10 protein-coding genes are annotated in these 21,647 nt (G+C 66.6%); 7 read left to right on the forward strand and 3 right to left on the reverse strand.

The genetic code is table 11. The features are described 5' to 3' along the window. The first annotated feature begins 264 nt into the window (after positions 1–264). Positions 265–1,740: a hypothetical protein gene (locus OG555_RS19220; protein WP_329484281.1), complete on the forward strand. Its 1,476-nt coding sequence runs from the start codon at positions 265–267 to the stop codon at positions 1,738–1,740. A gap of 43 nt (positions 1,741–1,783) precedes the next feature. Then, the gene (locus OG555_RS19225; protein WP_329484282.1) at positions 1,784–6,286 is read left to right on the forward strand and encodes a hypothetical protein; all 4,503 of its coding nucleotides are present in this window, start codon (positions 1,784–1,786) and stop codon (positions 6,284–6,286) included. Between the two features lie 74 nt (positions 6,287–6,360). On the opposite strand, the gene OG555_RS19230 is transcribed toward OG555_RS19225, so the two are convergent. Beyond that, positions 6,361–6,996 (reverse strand): hypothetical protein, encoded by a 636-nt coding sequence (locus OG555_RS19230; protein ID WP_329484283.1) that lies wholly within the window; start codon positions 6,994–6,996, stop codon positions 6,361–6,363. Further along, entirely contained in the window at positions 6,996–7,307 is a 312-nt protein-coding gene (locus OG555_RS19235; RefSeq protein WP_329484284.1) for a winged helix-turn-helix domain-containing protein, read from the reverse strand. The genes OG555_RS19230 and OG555_RS19235 overlap by 1 nt, the downstream gene beginning before the upstream one ends. 563 nt (positions 7,308–7,870) lie before the next feature. Here OG555_RS19235 and OG555_RS19240 point away from each other — a divergent pair. From OG555_RS19240 to OG555_RS19255, 4 genes are all read left to right on the forward strand, one after another. Then, the gene (locus tag OG555_RS19240; protein WP_329484285.1) at positions 7,871–10,414 is read left to right on the forward strand and encodes a hypothetical protein; all 2,544 of its coding nucleotides are present in this window, start codon (positions 7,871–7,873) and stop codon (positions 10,412–10,414) included. Positions 10,415–10,659: 245 nt separating this feature from the next. Further along, positions 10,660–11,634 (forward strand): hypothetical protein, encoded by a 975-nt coding sequence (locus tag OG555_RS19245; RefSeq protein ID WP_329484286.1) that lies wholly within the window; start codon positions 10,660–10,662, stop codon positions 11,632–11,634. 229 nt (positions 11,635–11,863) lie between these two features. After that, entirely contained in the window at positions 11,864–12,709 is an 846-nt protein-coding gene (locus OG555_RS19250; protein ID WP_329484287.1) for a hypothetical protein, read from the forward strand. Next, positions 12,706–16,908: a caspase family protein gene (locus OG555_RS19255; RefSeq protein ID WP_329484288.1), complete on the forward strand. Its 4,203-nt coding sequence runs from the start codon at positions 12,706–12,708 to the stop codon at positions 16,906–16,908. Before OG555_RS19250 ends, OG555_RS19255 begins: the two co-directional genes overlap by 4 nt. Positions 16,909–18,376: 1,468 nt before the next feature. Here the strand turns inward: OG555_RS19255 and OG555_RS19260 are convergent. Continuing rightward, positions 18,377–19,201, reverse strand: a complete 825-nt coding sequence (locus OG555_RS19260) for a peptidoglycan-binding domain-containing protein (protein WP_329484289.1) — start codon at positions 19,199–19,201, stop codon at positions 18,377–18,379. Between the two features lie 399 nt (positions 19,202–19,600). Here OG555_RS19260 and OG555_RS19265 point away from each other — a divergent pair, with 399 nt between their 5' ends. Next, positions 19,601–21,646, forward strand: coding sequence for a phospholipase D-like domain-containing protein (locus tag OG555_RS19265; protein ID WP_329484290.1), 2,046 nt, complete (start codon positions 19,601–19,603; stop codon positions 21,644–21,646). Position 21,647: the final 1 nt, after the last annotated feature.

Below are 21,647 nucleotides of genomic sequence, written 5' to 3' on the forward strand. Positions count from 1 at the left end.
ATTCCGCGCCGGGCCGCCGCACCGTTGTGACCACTTTGGCGACTTTCCTGGTATGCGGGCGGACCTTCAGTGTGCGTCGGAAATGAGGGATAGGCCAGTCTGTCCATGCAGGGCCTTGGGCCTAGCCGGTCTCCGGCCCTAGGAGTAGCGTCCACCGGTAGGCCGTGGCGCGTCGTTCCGCAACCGGCCGCCGCAGACCTTGACGGTGTTGCCGCCACGTTGCAGCGGACGGCGACGGCAGGTTCCGCCGCCGGGGGAGGCAGCATGCCAGCAGTTAGGGAAGCACCTACGACGGTCCTTGAGACGCTCCAGGAGAAGGCCCGCGGCATCGTTGCGGTACTTGAGGCGTACGTCACCGGCCCGACGGGCCCGGTCGACCCGGCGGCCGCAGCCGCTGCAATCGGCCTGATGACCAAGGAGCTGCTCACCACCATCCCCAGCCTGGGTGCTGCTGCGCCGGCCGACACCGACAGGTTCATCGTCCCCGATGGGCAGGCACCCGGACCGAACCAGGCGACGCTGCACGGGTTCTTTGTCGAGGTCGCCAACACGCTCGCGACCAACGGTGTGATCGAAGCCTCGGTTGCAAATCCTGTCGGCACGGCGCTCGCTGCACTGTCCACGAAGATCGGGATCGACCCCGAGACGTGGGTGCGATGGATGTTCGGCATCAGGGAGAAGGCCACGGCGCTGGACAGTGCGAAGCAGCTGGCGAAGGCGGTGCAGGAGTTCTTCACCCCGAATGGAGGCAAGGTCGAGTCGGACGTCGCTGAGGACATTCCAGAGGAGTTCCCGTCTTACGACGATGTAAAGGAAGTTTGGCTGAAACAGGGGACGCCCCCTGACTGGGTCGCGAAGATTGTGAGACTCGTGAGTACCAATATCCCGGGAGGGACCTCAGTCAGCGACCGGACGATCGGGCAGGCGGTCCATAAGGACCTGATGGCTGTCTACGCGAGGGACTTCCCGGACCACTGCATCGTGGTCGACAGCCGCGCCACGATAGAAAGTCGCAAGAAGGACGACGCCAAGGACGGCACGCTGCTGATCAGCCGACTCTTCACCGACACGGTGATCGAGAATTGGCCCGACGAGAACAAAGCCAAGCTAGCGGCCTACTGGGCAGCGATGCATGACGAAGAGACAGGCGCTCGGGTCCGTCCCGATATCGCGGACCTGCACGATGCGGCCAGCGGGGTGAACCCGAAGGAGGGTTGGGGCTGGTTCGAGATCAAGCCGATGCACTCTCTGGCGCGAGCGTTCGAGGAGTTGTTCTCCTACTACCTGCGGCTGTGGAACGACTCCGATGCGGTCACGCACAATCTTCCTGAGTGGACCGGGAAGCCGGGCACGTGGCAGCCGCCGCTGTGCAAGCTGCTCAGGACATTGACCCCGATGCGGGTGTATGCCGCGGTCACGGTGCCACCCGGGTGCATCGGCTACCTGAGTGTCGAGGTGAAGGCCGGCCTCGAGGCAGCAGCCGCGGCGGCGGCCGTCGCTGCGATGGCCGCCCTGATTGCCAGGCGGCTTGTCGACGCGCTCCGAGACCTCTACCGCAATGTGGACGCGATGAACCCCGTGACGCTTCTGCTGGGGCTTGTCCTTGTGGCTGCCGTTTTGGTGGTGCTCTTCGAGGTGGAGCTCGTCGCATTGCCATTCGAAGTCATCGCGGCCCTCATCGGCTTGGTCAGCTCTGAGGGGTTGCGGATGCGGCTCCAACAGCTTGCCCAGACGCTCTAGAAGCCGCTAACAGTCCTGACCTTCTCCCTATGAGAGGTGACTCGTGGTCACGGCCAAAACCCAGCTTGTCACATTCACCCATGGCCAGACCACGGGGCACCTGGCTGCGGAGGCTGACGCCGACGCGGTCGCCCAGTTCGACCTTCGCCGAGGCCTGCGCCTGTCGGCTGAAGCGCGCGCGAAGATCGAAGGTGAGTTCCAAGAGAAGCTGTCCGCCAGTCCGAGCGGGACGGCGGCCGCCGCGACAGTTTCAGCCAGCGTCGGCGTCGCCGCCCGTGTTGCAATGGCCGCACAGCTGGACGTGAACGGGCTGTGGGCCGAATTCTCCGCAGCCGCCGAAGCCAGAGCCCAGATCCGCGGCGATATCGAGGTCACCGGGCAACTGCTGCTCGACGCTCTCCATGCCGACGAACTACTTCCGGCTGGCGCGCTCGTGCCTGCCATCGCGTTGCTGAAAGAGGTTGAGGTCCGAGCCGGCGTGTACGCCGAGGCCTACTTCGCATTGCGAGCCCGCGCCCGGCTGATGGTCGGCGGCTCGGTGATCCCCCGCGCGGACGAGGACCGCGCCGCCGGGTTCACCGTCGCATTCGACTACGGGTACGCCTACATCTGGGGTGCCGGTGTCTCCGGCTACCTCGACATGGACGTTCCCGACGCGTCGCGCATAGTCACGGTCGTCGCCGACGCCGTGATTGACGAGGTGGTGCGCCTCCTTCCGGCCGGCACACCCAAACTGGTCGACTCGCTGCTCCACATGGTCGTTCCGCTCGCTGCGTCCGCCGCGGTGGCCGTCGGTAAGGCACTCGGCGCCCCCCAACCCGCGGAGACCGGGTCGGGACCGGCCGGCGGCGACACCGTCACCGACGCACTCCTCGAGGAGCTGCGCATCCACGGCCTCACCCTAGTTCTCAACACCGTCCTCGACGCAGGCATGGCGGCCGTATCCGAATTGGTGAACCGAAGCCTCGACTCGATCGGCCTCACCGATGATGTCCGGGCTGCCGGGAAGGCCGCCCTCGACGACGCAAAGGCGATCCTGGACGCGCTCGACGGTGCCGGGTCGCTGCCCGACGCACTGCCGCACATCGCCGACTTGTGCGACCGGCTTGCCACGTTCGCGGCCGGAGCAGCCTCGGAGGTGGAAGGTTTCGCAGACGTCGCTGACGGGCTCACCGTCACCGCAGCCGCGTCCGGTGTCCTGCAGCAGATACTTGGCCGGGAGCCGATGTCAGTCTTCCCCATCAGCTCCGCGCAACGGATCGGGGCCCGGCTCAGCAAGACGGGCACCCTGACGGTCGCGGACCTGGCTGCATACATAGCGGTTGACATCGGCAAGCTCGGTGAGTCGCCGCTGTCGTCGGTGGGGTGGCTTGCCGATGTGGCGGGTTGCGCGGCCCCCGACCTGATCTCCTTGTTGTGGAGCCTCGGTGAGGAGCACCCGGACCCCGCGGCCCGCACCCAGCTGGCCACTGACCTGGTACACGGCCTCACCAGTCAGCTAACCAACAACCTACGCCCGTTCATCGACCGCCTCCCCGACGGTGAACTGCAGGACGTTGCCACGTTCATCGAGCCGCTCCTGGCAGTCGTCGAGGAGGCACTCGTGCCGGCGCTCACCGCGACCGACGAGAAGGAAGCCGCGCGGGTCCGCGACGAGCTCGACACACTGCTCACCGGAATGTTCGGCGCAATCGTGGTGCGCTGCATGGATGCAGTCATCCGTCCGTTCTTCAGCGAAGCCGAGGTGCAATTGACCGAGCTCGCCGATCACATCGACCGAGACGACCCAGCGTTCGCGGACTTCTTCAAGGCGGCGAACGAGGTCGACGTCGTCTTCCGGATCAGCCCCGCGATCGTCAGCGCGAGCCTGCGGGAGATCGCCGGGATCCTCGACCTGGCCGAGCACTCCGCGTTCGACAGCGGGGTAAAGCTGATGAGGTCCTTCGTGCTGCTCCCTGCGGATAGTGCCGAGCGCCGCGCACAGCTCGCCCGACTGTCCGGCACCGACGAGGCGCGCATCAGCCAGGGCCAGTTGCAAAGTGAGCTTCTGGAGGCAGTGTTCGTCGACAGCACCGAGTTCGCGCTCGGCATGATCATCCCGTCGCTCCACATGAGTACGCTGATCGCAATCGACCAGGGACCGCTTCCCTTGGTCACCCTGTACACCGACGCCGAGCAGGTGGGCGTGAGCACCGCGGCAGCAATAACAGACCTGGCCGGCGTGGCGAAAACCGTGGGCGACGTCATCACCTCCCTCGGCGACGGAAAGGTCACTGCCCAAGAGCTCCTGGAGCTCGGAAAGTCGCTGAAGAAGTTGATCGGGGACACCGACGCCCTGGTCAAGGACGTCATCGAGCTCATCAAGGTCTTCACGTATCCGGCGTTTCTCACCGCGACCGCGGGCCTCGGCGCCATCCCGGCCATTCGGAAGAAGTTCGACGATTTCTTCGCCGGCGCCGACTGGCTCGTCGACGAGGCGAAGAAGCGTCTCGACCAGCTCACCGACGCGCTCATCGAGGCGATGATCGCCGTCGCCCAGGACGTCGGCGTCCTCGACACCGGGAGCGGGGACGACCTCGGCACCCTCGGGCAGGCGGTCCGCCAACGCACGCTCGGGCTGCCCGGGCAACCGGGGACCGACCTGCTCGACGGGCAGGTGCACCTCAGCCATGCCGAGTTGGCCACCATGGCCACCAACGCGGCATTCGCCAACAGCGACGTCCGCGACACGATCCGCACCTTCCACACCCGCGCGGTCACGCAGGCCAACACCGCCAGGGAGGCCGTCACCCTGCTCATGCCGAACGTCACCGAAGCCACGGCCGCCAAGACAGCGCTCGAGGCTCGGCTCGCTGCGCAGCAAAGAGACACCGGCTTCGTGTTCGGTATCAGGATCGAGGGAATCGAACGCGAGTCCGCCACCGGCGCGCTCACCAGGTTCCAGGTCGCCATCACCGGCGCCGGCCGAGAGTTCGTAGACGGCAACCATTCGCTCGTGCGGGTCGAGGTCGGCGGATGGCCGGTCCCCATCGACAGCGCCGCCTGGCGTCTCGACGGCGACGGCACCCTGCGCGGCTGGTTCGTGATCCTCGCGGACCCGTCGCTGCCTGCGCCGCATCCATTCATCAGCGAGGGCGTCGTGGCGATGTCTCCGCAGCAGGGGACGCACGGCACAGGAATTTCGCCTCTGCTGGGCGCCGTCCACGGAATCGCTGCACAACAGTCGTCTCAGAGCACGGCTGAAGAAGACCCTGCCCGGTTCCTGACCAGCCCGATAGTCCGCGACCAGCCACTGTTGGCGCTGACGGAAGAGATGTTCATTCCCCCGGTTCTGCGTAAGAAGAGCGCAGAGGGCGAACGGTTCCCCGGAGTATTGGCGTTGGACCGTCAAGCCCTGATCGCGGTCGCCACCGACACCAGCACAGTCGACACCTTGACCCAGTTGCCTGGCACACGACACCTCGCCTTCGTCTCCTCCGCCGACACCGGCACGGTGGATCTGCTGACCAAACTGGCCGGCGGCTCTTCGACGACCACCGCTTCCAACGAGCACCCGTTGTCCATCGTGGCCAGAGCACGTCCGGGCTACACCACCGTCACCGCGGCGGTGCACGCCGTCCCCAAACCGGGACAGGACCGCACCAGCACTCCCGGGAAAGACGCGGAACCCACCTGGTTCGTGCTGGCCGGCGCCCCAGTCCCGGTCAACGCCGCAGAGTTCGTCACCGAGATGGGCGTAATCCCTACCGGCCTCCCGCACGGAGCGTCGGCGATGATCATGGTCGTCATGCGGAACACTGGCGCGGCCACCTGGACATCTGTGGGTGGGTACAAACTCGGTCTCGCTCAACCGTTGGGCGCCAGGTTCGAGGAACTTCCCCATGACGTATTCCCTGGTGAAGACATATCGTTCCCCATCAGGTTCGATGCGCCGGCCGCTGAGGGCATGACGTTCAGCTGGCGCATGGTCCAAGATCACGCGGGCGATCGCGAGTGGTTCGGTGAGACCTCACCGGTCCACCAGATTGCGCTTCTCGTCAACGACGCTGCCTGCGTCCAGCAGGTCGGGGTATCCACCTCGATCCCGCGCGGCAATACTGTCGCGGTCACCGTGACCATGAAGAACAACGGCACGACAACGTGGACGCAGGACACCGGTTACCGTCTCGGCGCGGTCGGCTACGCCTTCGGCAGCCCACGCCGTGAGCTGACGCAGCCGGTGAAACCAGGGGAGTCGTTCCCCTTCACGTTCACCATCGCAGCACCGCCAAGCCCTTCGGCGTTCGAATGGCAGATGGCCCAGTACAACGACGGGTGGTTCGGGCAGCGCTCACCACTGGTCACGATCACTTCCGCCGATCCAACCGCATGCGCCGGGCTGCGAGCATCAGAGAAGGCGCTGAAGCAAGACATTGCTGATCTCCAGAAGCAACTCCACGATGCGGCACCGGGGGACAAAGGTGGCATCGCAGCCGCTATCCGCAAATGCCAGGATGAGCTCAAGAAGGTTCAGAGTCAGACCGCTGCGTTGGGCTGTTCGCCGTAGATGACAGCTCTCCCCTGAGCCAGGTCGAGAGACATGCGCTCATTTATCGGTCGCGGAACCGAACGGCAAGTGCGTCAGATGCCAGGCGGCTCGCTGGCGTAGTAGCGCAAGGCTGCGGCGTCTTGTGTGAACGTGGCTGCGAGTTGGCCTGCATGGGTAGCGCTGAAGTTCTCTGGTAGCACGCCGTCGTTGACGAGGCTGGCGGCGGCCTCGAGGTAGCGAGCGGCCCGGTTGACCAGTCCCGGCGGCATCATGACCACTGCTGCACCGTCTGCTGGGATGGGTGCCTGATCGGCGGTGACCTGGCCGAAGGCGGACAGGGTTTGGGCCAGATGGGCAACGGTCGTGCGCAGGTGCTCGATGTCGTCGAGTTCGCAAAGTCGGATCTGGATGGCTTCGGCGAGACCGGCGATGCAGTGGCCGACGATCGGTAGCGGCACGGCGGCGGTGCGGGCAGATTCGATGACCTCGGCGCCAGGCGTCTCGTCCGCGAACGAGACGACCATGGTGCGGGCGAGGTCGGCCAGCGCGTCGTCGGCGAGGTAGCGCCGTCCGGCGGTGGGGGAGATCCTCATCTGGGATGACACCCATTGCACGCGTTCCTGGATGAGTTCCGTCGCGGCTGCACGGGAGACGGACATGCCGAGTTCGTCCAGCGCGGCGAGCAGCGCGTCGACGCGACCGTCGGCCCAGCTCGACCTTGGGGTCATCACGCGTCCTCGGCTTTTTCGAGCGCGGCGATCGCGCGGTTGAGCCCGGATCGTGCGGCCCGCAACTCGGCGAGCACGTCGACCGGCCGCGGGACCGGTTCAGCGCGCAGTACGAACGAGCCGATGCCTTGCCGGGTTTCGACCAGGCCGTCGTCGACCAGAAGTTGCTGGGCTTGCCGGATTGTGTTGAGGCCGGGCACGTCGTAGTGCTCCTGCAGCGCAGCGATCGACGGGAGCTGATCGCCGGGAGCGAACTCGCCGCTGGCGATCCGGGCCTTGAGGTCCTGGGCGATGTCGCGATACCTTGCCATAAACCTACACTATCATCACTGCATAAGTGGGCAAGAGGGCACATGCCGAGTAGTTAACATAACGCCGTCTATCGGCACCCAAACCCTGGACGACACCGACCTTGCTGCACCGTCACTCCTTACGGGGACCACTCAGCTCGACCAGCGGCCAGAGGATCGCTGAGGGCCTCCGCCACAGAACCAGTCCCACCTCAGCTTCCCTCGTCACCTGCGCGATCGTGGCTTCGTTTCGTGATTGTCGCCGGACCGGCCTTGGATCATCAGCCGCTCGTCAAAGCCGGCTCCAAGGCAGCTAACAACAAGTTCGCCGGGCTCAAGTTGGAATGAGAACCGTCCACGGTCGCAATTGAGAATAACCACCGTCAGGCCGGGCTCGACGTTGTCTGCCTTCTGTGAACCAACTACGAGGTGAATTTGACCGCTGGACGAATCGGTTGCTAAATGAGGCGCGCAGGACTTGTGTGGTCTGGTCTGCCGGAGCAAGCTGAGCGGAAGGGTCCGGCGGTAGGGGTGCCGCGTAGGACATGTGGCCGGGCGATGTCGACGCTCGGCGAGGGGGCACGATGCCTGGGCATTTCACTCATATCTATGCGGCGCGGCGCGTCTCGGATCTGCTGCTCAGTGGGGAATTCGATGACTGGCCGGACCTTGGCGAGGGTGGCGTGGCCGTCGGTCACTACCCACCGGAGTTCTGCGGGCAGGTGATGCGGGACTGGGAGAAGTTCACCGCGATCGGGGCGATCGGGCCTGACCTCTTCTTCTTCAGCCAGGACTGGAGCAACGATCTGCTCGGGCCGCGCTCAGACCAGATCATGCTGGCGCTGGCCACCTTCTACTACTTCGACATGGCGGCCGAGAACGACTGGGAGCCGCTGCTGATCATCCTCGACGAGGTCTCCTCGACGATGGCCGGGATCATCCGATTCCTGATCAAGCTGGACAAGATCTGGCAGGACTTCGTCAAGGCCTGGAACAAGACGATCGGCCCGCTCGTTGACGCAGCGTCCGAGGTGCTCGACGACCTGACCGGCGGTCTGCTGAGCCAGTTCAAGGTCGCGTTGGAGGAGCTGAAGCTCGCGATCGTGAACATCGGCGAACAGGAGCTCAGCACCTTCGTCGACATCTGGGGAATGATGAACACCTGCATCCAGAAGGGGTGGTCCGAGGACTCGTTCCTGTGGAGCGACATGAGCCACTACCGGCGGACGTCAACGACTTGCCAGGCTCTGGTGAGGCAGGCCGAGGCGATGCACGACGGTTCGGAGTACGGCGGTGAGCGGTTCCAGCAGATGCTGGCGTTCGCGCTCGGCTGGATCGTGCACGTGGGCACCGACACGATCGCGCATTCGTTCGTCAACGAGCAGTGCGGCGGCCCGTACCGCGACCACGCGACCCGGCATCACCTGATCGAGAATCACATCGACGCCTGGAACTACAGCCAGAGCGGGCCGGGCGGCACGATCCCCGAAGATCCCTGGGGCAAGACCGAGGACTACCCCGATCTGTCGATGTCGGCGCTCTGGTTCGCGGTCCAGCTCACGCCGGACGACCCGCAGGGCGAGCAGCGGCCCGCGCCACTGCCCACCGACCCGGACGAACGAGACGAGGCGCTCGACGTCGACGGGGAGATGCCGCTGTGGCTCGCGGAGGCGATCGTGGCGGCGCTGAAGGAGACGTTCGAGGACCATCCGCATCCACAGATCTATCTCGGCGACGCGTTCCAGCAGCAGATCGATCAAGGCATGCTGACCAACGTTGTCCGGACCGTCACCGGACACGGTCTCGACCGGCCGTTCCAGGAGATCCTGGACGGGATCGCGCCACCACCGCCGTTCGACGTACCACGCGGTTTCCCGCTGCCCTGGGAGGTGCGTACGGCGTACCGACTGATGATCACGCTGTACAAGCTCAACTTCAACGGGTCCTGGGAGCTGCAGAAACCACGCAAGCCGGACTTCGTGATCATGCCGCCGGCCTCGGACTTCACCAATCTGCTGCAACCGCCCGACTTCTCTGGTGTGACCGGCGACAACCCGATCGAGGATGTCTGCGCGGTGTTCGTCGCGCTGGTGGAATGGGTGATCAAGGAGGTGGGCGCGGCCATCGAGCTCGTGGGTGACCTGATCAAGATGGCCCTCAGCCCGCTCACCTATCCGCTCCGGCTCGGCCTCTACGAGCTCGCGATGATGGTCTGGGACATCGCAATGAAGACCCACAACGTGATGACTCACACGGGTCTGCTGATGCCGCACTCCGAGCAGCGCTACCCCGACGGCGAACTGCGGCTGCCGAACGAGATCGACCTGCCACTGATCACGCTCGGCGGCACCATCGACGGCGCTTTCGCGCAGGCCCTGGCGGACGCGATCGACCCGCTCGGCCACCTCGACACGGCAGAGGATGTGATCGTCAGCCACTCGGTCCGCGACCCGCGAATGCCGTTCTACCCGGTGCTTCAATACCACGCCGACGGCTCGACGCCGGACGAGTGGGAGTACCGGCGCCCGTGGGCCTACCCGTTGATCTCGGAGTTCGAGAGCGGTGGCGTGAACTTCGAGGTACCGACACCGACGGAGACCTACGACCCGTCGAAGTCCGATCCGTCGGTGAACTCTCAGGCCTACCGTCCGATGCGCCCCGGTCCCTACCCTGAGGGATCACGTCCGGACCAGGTCTTCTTCCGCACCGACGCCGGGCACGATCCGAACGGTCGGTACAACTACGAGCACGCGCAAACTCCTTGGCAGACCGACCTCCTGAACGAGCAGCACATCGGCAAGGCCCAGGTACGGCGAAGCCCGCTCGGCGATCCGGTGCCGTTCTCGGCGTACCTGATCGGCCGGCTGGCGAACCCGACCGAGTACGACACTCAGTTCAACCTCGACTCCGACCGCGCGTACGCGTATCTGACCTGGGACTGGATTCGCGGCGAGGAGCTCGGCACCGCGGGGATGGGGATCAAATACCGCAAACCCGTCGTACCGCCGCAGGGCGACACAGTCGGCTGGGACGGTGGCACCACTCCGTTGCAGTTGCGGTATGTCGATCCGCCCAGCCCGCCGATCATCATCGGCCGAGCTGACGACCCGGACGGAGAGCCCCAATGAGCAAGCACCGGCACTGCGACTGCGGCCACCACCAGCACCATCACGATCACTGGGATCACCACCACCAGCACCAGCACGGCGACCACTGTTGCTGCGACCGCCACCACGACTGCCAGCGGTGCCATCCGGACCACGACAAGCCAGACTGCCCGGACGACGGCGACCACGGAGGCAAGGACGGCACCGATGTCGGCTGGAGGAACCCGAACCGTCCGGGTAGGCACTGTGGGACCTCGACTGGTCAGGTGCCCGGCGGCTACCTCAACCCCGGGAACTTCGACGACAAGCCACCCAACCAGTGGCCGGGCCAGCGCGGGGACCTCTACCTGCCGTTCCTGTTCATGCGAGCCAACCCCGGCGATCTCGGCGCCCGTCCCGTGGTTGGGCCGTTCTGGGAGAGCCCGGACATCCTGTTGCTGGCCGGCGTCGAGCCCGGCCAGGCGCCCCCGGTGCCGCCACAGCTCGGGCAGACCGCGCTGGCCGGTCAACCGAACACCCTCTACGCCCACGTGTGGAACTTCGGAATCAGTCAGGCTCCCGGTGTCGTCGTGGAGTTCTACTGGTGCGATCCGACGCTCGGGATCGGACCGGGAAGTGCTCACCTGATCGGTCAAGCGACAGTCGCGTTGGGTGCCCGCGGCAGCGCCCGATCCCATGCGGTGGTGCGCTGCCCGGATGCCTGGGTGCCGACCTTCGTGAACGGTGGGCACGAGTGTCTGGTGGTTCGCGTCTGGGACGAGACGTCGGACGGGATCGGTACGCCGGAGTGGGACGCCGCCCTCAACCGCCACGTTGCCCAGCGCAACATTCACGTCATCGCCGCCGGACAGCAGAACCGGGCGTTGCCGGGAGCGCTGATCCTGCCAGCCCCGATGACGCTCGAGGTCGGCCCCCTGTACGGCGAGCCGGCCAGTGTGGCGGTCCAGCGCGCCGCACCGCACGAGATGGCCTGGTTGCAGTTGCGCACCGGCGTCAGAGGACAGTTCCCGGGCCAGGCCGCGCCGACCGGCGTGGCACTACTCGGCGCTCCGCGGCCGATCGGAACCGGCACAGGCCTGGACGGCGGAGCGGCCCAGCACGAGGTGGCCGACGATCATCAGCAGGTCGTCTTCCATACCACGGACGAGCCACCCGCCCCCGGCGAAGCCCACGTCTACCGAGTAACCGCAAGCCAACAAGGCCAAATCTTCGGCGGCTACACAGTTGTCATGTTGGGATAGAGAGAATCCTGCCGACGTGCGTTGTCAACTTACGCAACGAACTTCAGAAGCAGGACGCTAGAGGGCTCCCCGGTGCCGTCCGCTTGATCCAAGACGTCGTAGCGATCTGGCGAACTGGCTCGGCGCAGCGGGCCTTGCGATTTCATCGACGCCTACTACGACCGCGTCGGTGGCATAGTTAGTGACCAATCCGTACGGTGCTTGAGCTTGCAGGAAATGGGTGGGGTGGATGCCTCGGATTGTGGCGGTGCATGGAATCGGCCAACAGGTCCGCGGCCCGAATGTCTTGCGGCAGGTGTGGGTGCCGGCGCTGCGCGATGGGGTCGCGCTGGCTGGCGGGCAACGGCCGGCGGAGTCCGACATCGGGGTTGCGTTTTACGGCGACGTCTTCCGCCAGGCGGGGCGGAAAGGATCGGGCGAAGCCCGGTACGGAGCCGGCGATGTCGAGAATGGGTTCGAGTCGGAGTTGTTGGAGGCGTGGTGGCGGGAGGCTGCCGAGACCGATGCTTCAGTGGCTGGCCCTGACGACCAGACCAAGCTGCGCACACCTCGAGCGGTGCAACGGGCGCTGAACGCGTTGAGCTACTCCCGTTTCTTCACTGGTGTGGCTGAGTCGCTGCTGATCGGGCTGATCAAGCAGGTGCACCTGTACCTAACCGACGATGCGGTTCGTGCAAAGGTGCAGGCTCGTGTGACGGACATGATGGGCGAGGACACCAGGGTGTTGGTGGGTCACTCGCTGGGGTCGGTGGTGGCTTATGAGGCGTTGTGCGCGCGGCCCGGGGCCGACGTCGCCTTGGTGACGCTGGGGTGCCCGTTGGGCATCCGCAACCTCGTTTTCGACCGGCTGCGGCCGGCTCCGGTGGACGGTCGAGGTCTGTTCCCGGCGGGGGCGGTGTCGTGGACCAACATCGCGGACGGCGGCGATGTCGTGGCGCTGGTCAAGCAGTTGAGTCCCCTGTTCGGGGGGAGGGTGCTTGATGTCGCGGTGCACAACGGCAGCAAGGCGCATGAGGTGTCGCCGTACCTGACCGCTGCCGAGACCGGGCGGGCGATCGCGGCAGGATTCCGATGACGGTCGATCCCGGGCGACGGTTCCTGATCGCGGCCGGCACCGAGAACTACAGACTGAAGGAGGATCGTCTGGAGTCGGTGCCCGCGGATCTGCGCACGATGGTCGAGTTCTTCACCGGCCAGGGGTACCTGGAGCAGCTTCCCGAGCTGCGTCACGACCCGACCAGCGATGCGTTGCGGGCATTGCTGGGTGGATGGCTGAACAACGATCAACGTCAGGCTTCCGACACCGCGGTCTTCTACTATTCCGGCCACGGCGACACCGACGCCAGTTTCCATTACCTGCTGGCGGCCAACACGGTGCAGGGCAGCTACGAGGCCACTGCGCTGCCTGCCGATTTCATGGTCAAGGCACTGGGGGGTGAGCCTAAGGTCCGGCGGCTGCTGATGATCCTAGATACCTGCTACGCCGGGCAGGGTGCGTTCAACGCCGTGGAGGTGGGCGCGCGGATGGCGGCCACGCAGAGGCTGGATGGCCGGTACGAAGGAGTTTGGGTCTTGACGGCCTCACGGAGCCGGGAGGAGGCCGATCAGGCAGCGTTTGCTTCCGCGTTTGTGCAGGCGGCCCAGGATCTACAGCAGGCGGCCGGCGCGCTTCAGCGCTACATCGGGTTGGAGGATCTGGTCGACCGGATCAACACGATCCTGGAGGAGCGGGGGTTTCGGCAACAGGCCAGTCAGACTCCCACGCATCTGGCGAGGGGGTTGGCGCCGTTCCTGCCTAACCCCAGATACGAGCCCGCCGCGCCCATCGGAGTGACCCTGGAGACGAGGGCCTGGCTGCAACGTCGCGCCGAGGAGCTGTCCGCGCATTGGGGGCCTAAGGCCCGTGGCGTGGAGGTCGCGGCCCAGGCCGGCTGGTACTTCACCGGCCGCGCCCAGGCCCTAGGGGAGCTGGCGGCATGGTTGGCGGATCCGGCCGCCGACACCCGACTGCGGGTAGTGACTGCGGACCCAGGCTCGGGCAAGTCAGCGCTGCTGGGCCGGTTGGTGATGCTTTCCGACCCCCAATCTCAAGCCATGGTTCCCGTGGACGATGGCGCGCCTGACACGGTCCCGCCACTGGGGTCGATCACCGCGGCCCTGCTGGCTCGCGCAAAGACGGCCACCGATCTCAGGTCCGAGCTCGCGGACGTACTCGGATGCGCTGCCGGAGACGACCCGATTGCGGCGATCAGGTCGCGCCGACCTCAGGCCGTTCTTGTGTTGGACGCCCTTGACGAGGCGGCCGACCCGCACGCGGTCATCGCCGACTTCGTCACGCCGCTCCAGGCCGCCGCAGCGACAGGCACCGGTCCGCGGCTGATTGTTGCAACTCGGCGGCCATGGCTGGCGGCGCTCCCCTCAGACCGGGTTGAGATCGACCTTGACGATCCGGTGCATCTGGAAGCAAACGACGTCGCCGACTATGTGACCAGCGTCTTGCTGGCCGCTGACGATCCGGCATCCCCTACCCCCTACCGGGGTCACCTGGACGCGGCCCGGGCCGCCGCAGTGGAGGTGGCAAAGATCGCCGGGCCAAGCTTCCTGGTCGCCCAGGTCGCGGCCCGCACCCTGGCAAACTTCTCCCACATCCTTACCGCGGAGCAGGTGTGGGCTGACAGGCACCGATGGCGCGATGTCGGTACGGCCTTCGATCGCGACCTTGCCCGCTATGGCGATCAGGAAGGTCGAGTGCGTGCCCTGCTGACGCCGCTGGCCTGGACTGAAGGGGCAGGGTTGCCCCGTCAGCTATGGCCAGCCCTCGCCAGCGCGCTGGCCGGTCACGACTACACCGACGGCGACGTCGCCTGGGCGCTTGAACAGGCTGGCGCCTATATCGCGGAGGCGGTCGAGCAGGACCGGTCGGTTTACCGGCTGTACCACCAGGAGTTCACCGACCACCTGCGCACCGATAACGCGGTCGCCGCCCAGCAGGCGATCACCGCTGCCCTCATACGACACGTACCTGTGGCCGCGCCAGGGACCGTTCACGACTGGTCCGCAGCCCACCCGTACATTCGCACCCACCTGGCCACCCACGCCGCGGCCTGCGGAGCACTGGACGACCTGATCCAAGACCCCGGCTTCCTGCTCGCCGCCGCACCCGAACGGCTGCTCCCCGCCCTGTCCACCGTCGCTGACCCTGCCGCGGAGTTGGCGGCCGCCGCCTATCAGACTGCACTACACCTGCTAGACGGCCAGACCCCAGGGCGGGCCGCCGCCCAACTACAACTCGCCGCCCGGCAACGCGGTGCCACAGCCCTCGGGGACCGAATCACTGAACTGCCCTACGCAATGCCGTGGACAATTCCCTGGGCGCAGTCCTCGCCCGAAGCCCGCCACCTGATCCTCGGCCGTCACCAAGGGCCCGTGAGCTCGATCGGACTCGGCGAGCTGGCCGGCCGGCCGATCGCGGCCACCGGCAGCTGGGACGCGACGGTGCGGGTGTGGGATCTGCGCACCGGCCACCAACACGGCGATCCCCTGACGGGCGACGCGTGGCCGGTGACCGCGGTCGCAGTCGGCGAGCTGGACGGCCGGCCCATCTCGGTCACCGACGGCGGCGACGGGACGGTGCGGGTGTGGGATTTGAGCACCGGCCACCAACACGGTGACCCTCTGACGGGCCACGTGGGGCCGGTGCGTGCGGTCGCAGTCGGCGAGCTGGACGGCCGGCCCATCGCGGTCACCGGTGGAGGCGACGCGACGGTGCGGGTGTGGGATCTGCGCACCGGCCACCAACACGGCGATCCCCTGACGGGTCACGTGGGGCCGGTGACCGCGGTCGCAGTCGGCGAGCTGGACGGCCAGTCCATCGCGGTCACCGGCGGCGGCGGCTTCGACGGGACGGTGCGGGTGTGGGATCTGCGCACCGGCCACCAACACGGTGACCCTCTGACGGGCCACGTCGGGCCGGTGACCGCGGTCGCAGTCGGCGAGCTGGACGGCCGGCCCATCGCGGTCACCGGCGGAGGCGACGCGACGGTGCGGGTGTGGGATCTGCGCACCGGCGACCAGTACGGCGATCTCCTGACGGGTCACGTGGGGCCGGTGTATGCGGTCGCAGTCGGCGAGCTGGACGGCCGGTCCATCGCGGTCACCGGCGGAGGCGACGCGACGGTGCGGGTGTGGGATCTGCGCACCGGCCACCAGTACGGCGATCTCCTGACGGGCCACGTCGGGTCGGTGACCGCGGTCGCAGTCGGCGAGCTGGACGGCCGGCCCATCGCGGTCACCGGCGGAGGCGACGCGACGGTGCGGGTGTGGGATCTGCGCACCGGCCACCAACACGGTGACCCTCTGACGGGTCACGTGGGGCCGGTGTATGCGGTCGCAGTCGGCGAGCTGGACGGCCGGCCCATCGCGGTCACCGACGGCGGCGACGCGACGGTGCGGGTGTGGGATCTGCGCACCGGCCACCAGTACGGCGATCTCCTGACGGGCCACGTGGGGCCGGTGTATGCGGTCGCAGTCGGCGAGCTGGACGGCCGGCCCATCGCGGTCACCGGCGGCGGCGACGCGACGGTGCGGGTGTGGGATCTGCGCACCGGCCACCAGTACGGCGATCTCCTGACGGGCCACGTGGGGCCGCTGTATGCGGTCGCAGTCGGCGAGCTGGACGGCCGGCCCATCGCGGTCACCGGCGGCGACGACGCGACGGTGCGGGTGTGGGATCTGCGCACCGGCCACCAACACGGTGACCCTCTGACGGGCCACGTCGGGCCGGTGACCGCGGTCGCAGTCGGCGAGCTGGACGGCCGGCCCATCGCGGTCACCGGCGGCGACGACGCGACGGTGCGGGTGTGGGATCTGCGCACCGGCCACCAACACGGCGATCCCCTGACGGGCCACGTCGGGCCGGTGTATGCGGTCGCAGTCGGCGAGCTGGACGGCCGGCCCATCGCGGTCACCGGTGGAGGCGGCTTCGACGGGACGGTGCGGGTGTGGGATCTGCGCACCGGCGACCAGTACGGCGAACTCCTGACGGGTTACGTCGGGCCGGTGACCGCGGTCGCAGTCGGCGAGCTGGACGGCCGGCCCATCGTGGTCACCGGCGGCGACGACGCGACCGTGCGGGTCTGGACGCTCACACCCAACGTCACCCTCGCGGTCGAGATAGGCACCGGGGTCCCCGTCACTGGCATCACGGTCGGACTCGACGGGACGCTTGTAGTGAGCAGTGTCCGAGGGTTGTTCAAGGTTCAGATGAGCCCCTGAGTCATAAGGCCCAGGTCAGAAGTATTGGGGCGGTCTTGAACCGCTGACCTCCACTTGTCAGATCGCGGCACGTGAGTGCGGCCTCAGATGACGCCCGAGCCGCCGGGCAGGAGACGGCGCCGCCAGACGGACATCGCGGGTCAGCGCACGAGGTGTGAGCCGGCGTGGACCTCACCGGCGCGGACTCGCGCGTGCGTACCTCGCGACGTTGTCATCAGCAACGAGCAAAGCGCAGCTCCGTGACGGCGCCAGCCATCGCCGCGCACCATCGGGTGTGTTGAGAATCGATCGATTTTCAACACCTGGTCGCTGGCATCGCAGGACGAGACGCTTGGACACCGGTGGTCATCAACTCTTACTGGGTCCGTGCGCCCCCTTCCGCGAGCGGCGCTTCGTCGACTGCGGCCCAGCAGGCGTGTTCGCCGGCGCTGATCTTTCTGGGAATGCAGGCATGCGAAAGACGCTGGTCGACACGCCGGCTGCGACGACCATCAAAGCGGCATAGACGCATACGCCCACGATCACCGGCACTGTGCCATCACCAGGCAGGCTCGCCGCACGAGAGAGCATCACAGCGGTCTGGCCGAAAACGAGCAAGTACAACCCGAGGAAGACCACAGTCATCACGAGGCTGATCGGCATGAGATCGGTCGTTCGACGGCTCGCATGCAGCCCGACCTCATCGCGATGTCAGACGTCGATCCCGGTTGGACTCTGCCGAGGTGCTGAGCGAGGCGCGCTTCGAGGATCAGCGCCGATCGCCATCGTGTCGACTGCATGAAGCCTTGGATCAGTCCGTGAAGGATCAACAGGAATAGGGGCAACGGCGACAGCACCACGGCCCACGCACCAGCACTCTTCGCAATCTCACCGGACAGCAGGGAGAGCGTTGCAAGGAAGTATGTGAGTCCCAAGGCCAGAAGGCTTACGCCAGTGCTGCTGGCCGCGGCTAGATCAGCTCGCTCGGCGGCGTAGAGCACGCCAAGGGCGCCCAATTCGGACTCTTCAGCCATGTTCTGTAGACGCTTCGGCTTCGCCGTTGGTTCCGTACCAAAGCTCGAGCCGTAGGCCCGCCATATCGCACGTAATTAGCAAACGCTCATTTGTTTCTACATAACGCGGCTATCGACACCCTAACCGGGCGACTTGCCGGCCGAGCCCGCGCCCAACAGTTGCTGGGGGCGATCCGCTCAAAACCCGCGCTTGACGACACTCTTCGAGTCCAGGCTTTACGACCGGAGCTCCCACCGGTTAGTGGCAGGTGAAGAAGAACCTGTCCACGTTCGCTGAGATCTCGTCCGCCTGCGGCACCCCGTCGCCGTTCAGATGGGATTTCCAACGCCTCGCAGCGTGACCACCCCGATTTCACGCACGGCAGGGGCGTCACGACAGAGTCATCGGAGACTAGATGCGACCTTGTGGTGGACGCGTTTGACGGCAGCGTCAGGGGCAGAGGATTGCTGCCTGCTCACGGAGTTGTGATGACCAGTGCGTCCGCGGTCGCTGTCGGCGGGGTCAGGAAGCGCGGATCCGCCATCAGGAATTGAAGGTCGACTCTGCCCAGCGATTGCAGTTCTGGACGGAATTGCTGCACGTCCCCGCAGAACGTGACGCGGCAGCCGGGGGCTGCGATGCGGAGTATCTCGTCGCGACCCGCGGCCGTCGACTGGTTCATCGAGATGGGCGTATCCCGCAGGCAGATGTTCTGCACCGAATGGTCGCGCAGTGTTCTGGTGAGCGGCCTCGGCGGCCCGATGACTGCTGGATCCGTAACGAAGTCCTCGAACCCGAGGTAGTCCGTCTCGTGTTCGCCGCCGATGTTGATGCTCCGCCCTGGAAGAGGATTCACCGGAAGGCCGAAGTGGTTTACGCGACCGCCGGAGCCCGGCGCCGAGAAGCTGGACAAGGCGCAGGACGAGTGATCGTGCGGCGCACCGAGAACGGTCGTCGAGACGAACTCGTCGGTCGCAGTTGCCTGTTCCTCGAAGATCGACATCTCATCGTCAAGGCTCTGCAGCGTTCGTTTGCCGACGATTTCGTCAGGGGTCACCTGACCTGTGCCGAGGATGTGGCGGGCGTCCTTGTAGTCGAAGACTGCAGCGGCCGTCGCCTGCCCGTACACACCGTCGATAACGAGGAAGACGGCACCGTCGCTGAGAAGGCTAAGCGCGATCTGGATGCACGCGACATGGGCTCCGCGCGCACCCACGAGGATATGCGCGGCATCCTCGACGAGGCATGTCTCGAGTTCAGCATTGCGAGGGTCTGCGAACAGCCGGGACGCGAGTGGCATGATCACCATGATGCCGCAGCCAGCGGGGAGTGACGCCAACAATCTGGGTCTGCGGATCTAAGCCTGGTTGAGGGTGGCCGCTGAGGGCGCCCGAGTGTCGGTGTGGCGATCCGGAAGTGAGCAGGTCGAGGCTCATCTCCTTCGGGGGTAGGGATGCGGCAGCCGCTCGACTTTCTGATGGCGCTGCATTCATGGACTGGCGTGGGCGCGCGCGGTTTCATGGCGCTGCTACCGGCGACGCCGACACCCGAATTGGTTGCGTGGTCATCGACTGGCCCGCGGGAGACCGGCGCGGCGTTGCGGCCACGCGGGATCTTGACCTTGACGCGTCGTCAATGGTCAGTGAGAGTTGCTATGTCGAGAGTGCCAGTTGGCTAACTCGACGGTGTGGGGGCGAGCGTGAGCACGTCGACGACGGGCCGCGTCCTGCGGGGCGTGGGTGGCCTGCCATGGGTGGGTTTGCGGGTGACGGTCACGGACCTGTCCGCGGTGCTTGCCGATCTCCTGCTGACCAGCCAGATCACCGATGCCGACGGTCGTTTCGCACTGGTGTACGGCGCAGATGGAACTCTCGGGCTGCCGGCGCGCCGCCTGCTGGTCCAGGTGACCGACCGGGCCGGCCGGGAGCTCGCCCGCGCAGCGTTCGATGACGAGGCGGTGCCCGTGCACGCCCTCCCGGACTTCATCGTCCCACCCGCGGAGGCCGAGGGTCTCCAAGTGACCCTCGGCACGGGCACGGCGGCGTTCGTGAGCTCGGGGAACGCCGTCAGCTGGCTGGTCGACAACGTCGAGGCGTGGCGGCACCTCGGCAGGCTGCTCGATCGGGCGACGTCCTCGATCGAGTTCATGCAGATGCAGTACGACGTTCCCAAGAGGTTCCACGCGGACCCGGGCGACGAGACGCCGGTGATCGTGTTCGAGTTCGCCAGTCCGCCGCCGACCGCTGACTCGCCTCGCAGCATCCGGTGGGACGACGCACGCCCGGAGCGGATCTTGGAGCTCAAGGCGCGGACCGGAGGCGTCAAGGTCAGGATCTTGATCAGTCAGCCGGTCGTCGAGCGCCACCTCGTGGTGCTCGGTCTGCTGCTCATCCCGGTGGTGGGAGCAATTCTTGTCCTGCTCGTTTTCGGGTTGCTTCAAGAGTGGGGCGTGGCCACCACCGCCGACGAGGTGAAGCGCTATTTCAAGCAGGCGGGTCAACCCACCATCGAGCCGCACGGCACGCCGACCGCCGCGATGGGTCCGACGCACGCCAAGATCGCGATCGTCGATGGCGTGGAGGCCGTCAACCTGGGCTCGCCGTTCATGCAATCCTACTTCGGCGGTTACGGCAGCCATCCGATCAACGACCCGCGCCGCGGAGCGGCGGACGCGACTCCGATCCACGACGTGAGCGCGGCTGTGCGCGGGCCCGCGGTCGCCGATCTGCACGAGGCGTTCCGGCTGCACTGGAACCTCGTGCAGCCAGACGCACCCATCCCGGCGATCGCGCGGCCGGGCCCGGCCGTTGGAGGCGACGGCACCGCCACGCTTCAGGTGGTTCGCACGCTGGACGGTGGCCGCTTCCCTGATCCGGCGGCCGGGGAGAAGGGTGTGCTGGAGGCGTACCTGCGGGCGATTGCGGTGGCCGAGAGCTACATCTATCTCGAGAACCAGTACTTCACGAACGATGCGATCGCCAACGCCCTGATCCTCGCGCTGAAAGACCCGCAGCGCGCCGCGCTCGAGGTCATCATGCTGATCAACATCGGCCCGGACGTCCCGTTCTACCCGACCTGGCAGACCGCCCTGATCACCCGGATGCGCAAGAGCCTGGCACCACCGGCACTGCAGCGGCTGGGAGTCTTCACCCGATGGACGCACGAGCCCACCCAGGCGGGCGAGCCGCGTCCGCGCATCGTCCCGAACTACGTGCACACGAAGGTCGGCATCATCGACGACCGGTGGGCCACCGCCGGATCGGCCAATCTCGACGGCGCCTCGCTGGACTTCTTCCAGCTGCTTCATGACGCGCAGCCCGAGGACGTGCGCAACACCGAGGTCAACCTCGTCGTCCTGCCCGAGCCCGGCATGCTGCAGCATCCCCTCGTCGATCTACTCCGCCGGCGGCTGTGGGCCGAGCATCTCGGCTTCGACAACGACGCTGGAGCGCCCGACCCGGATGCGCTCAACCTCGCCGGGCCGGCTCCGGCCGGCGGCTGGTTGCCACTGTGGACCGGACGGGCGCAGGCCAAGCTGGACCAGCTGAAAACCGACCCCTCGATTGAGGGGCAGGGGTCGATCCTGCCTTGGCCGACCGTCGACAAGGTGCTGGACAAGCCGCGCAAGCACCTGACCGCGCTCCTCGGAAAGGCACCGGAGCTGGGTGTGGTCAAGAAGACGCGCAGCTTCGACTTCATGAACGGCGAATGGACCGAGGACTCGACGACCAAGCTGGACGTGTGAC

The sequence above is a fragment of the Kribbella sp. NBC_01484 genome, assembly GCF_036227145.1.
Lineage (GTDB): Bacteria > Actinomycetota > Actinomycetes > Propionibacteriales > Kribbellaceae > Kribbella.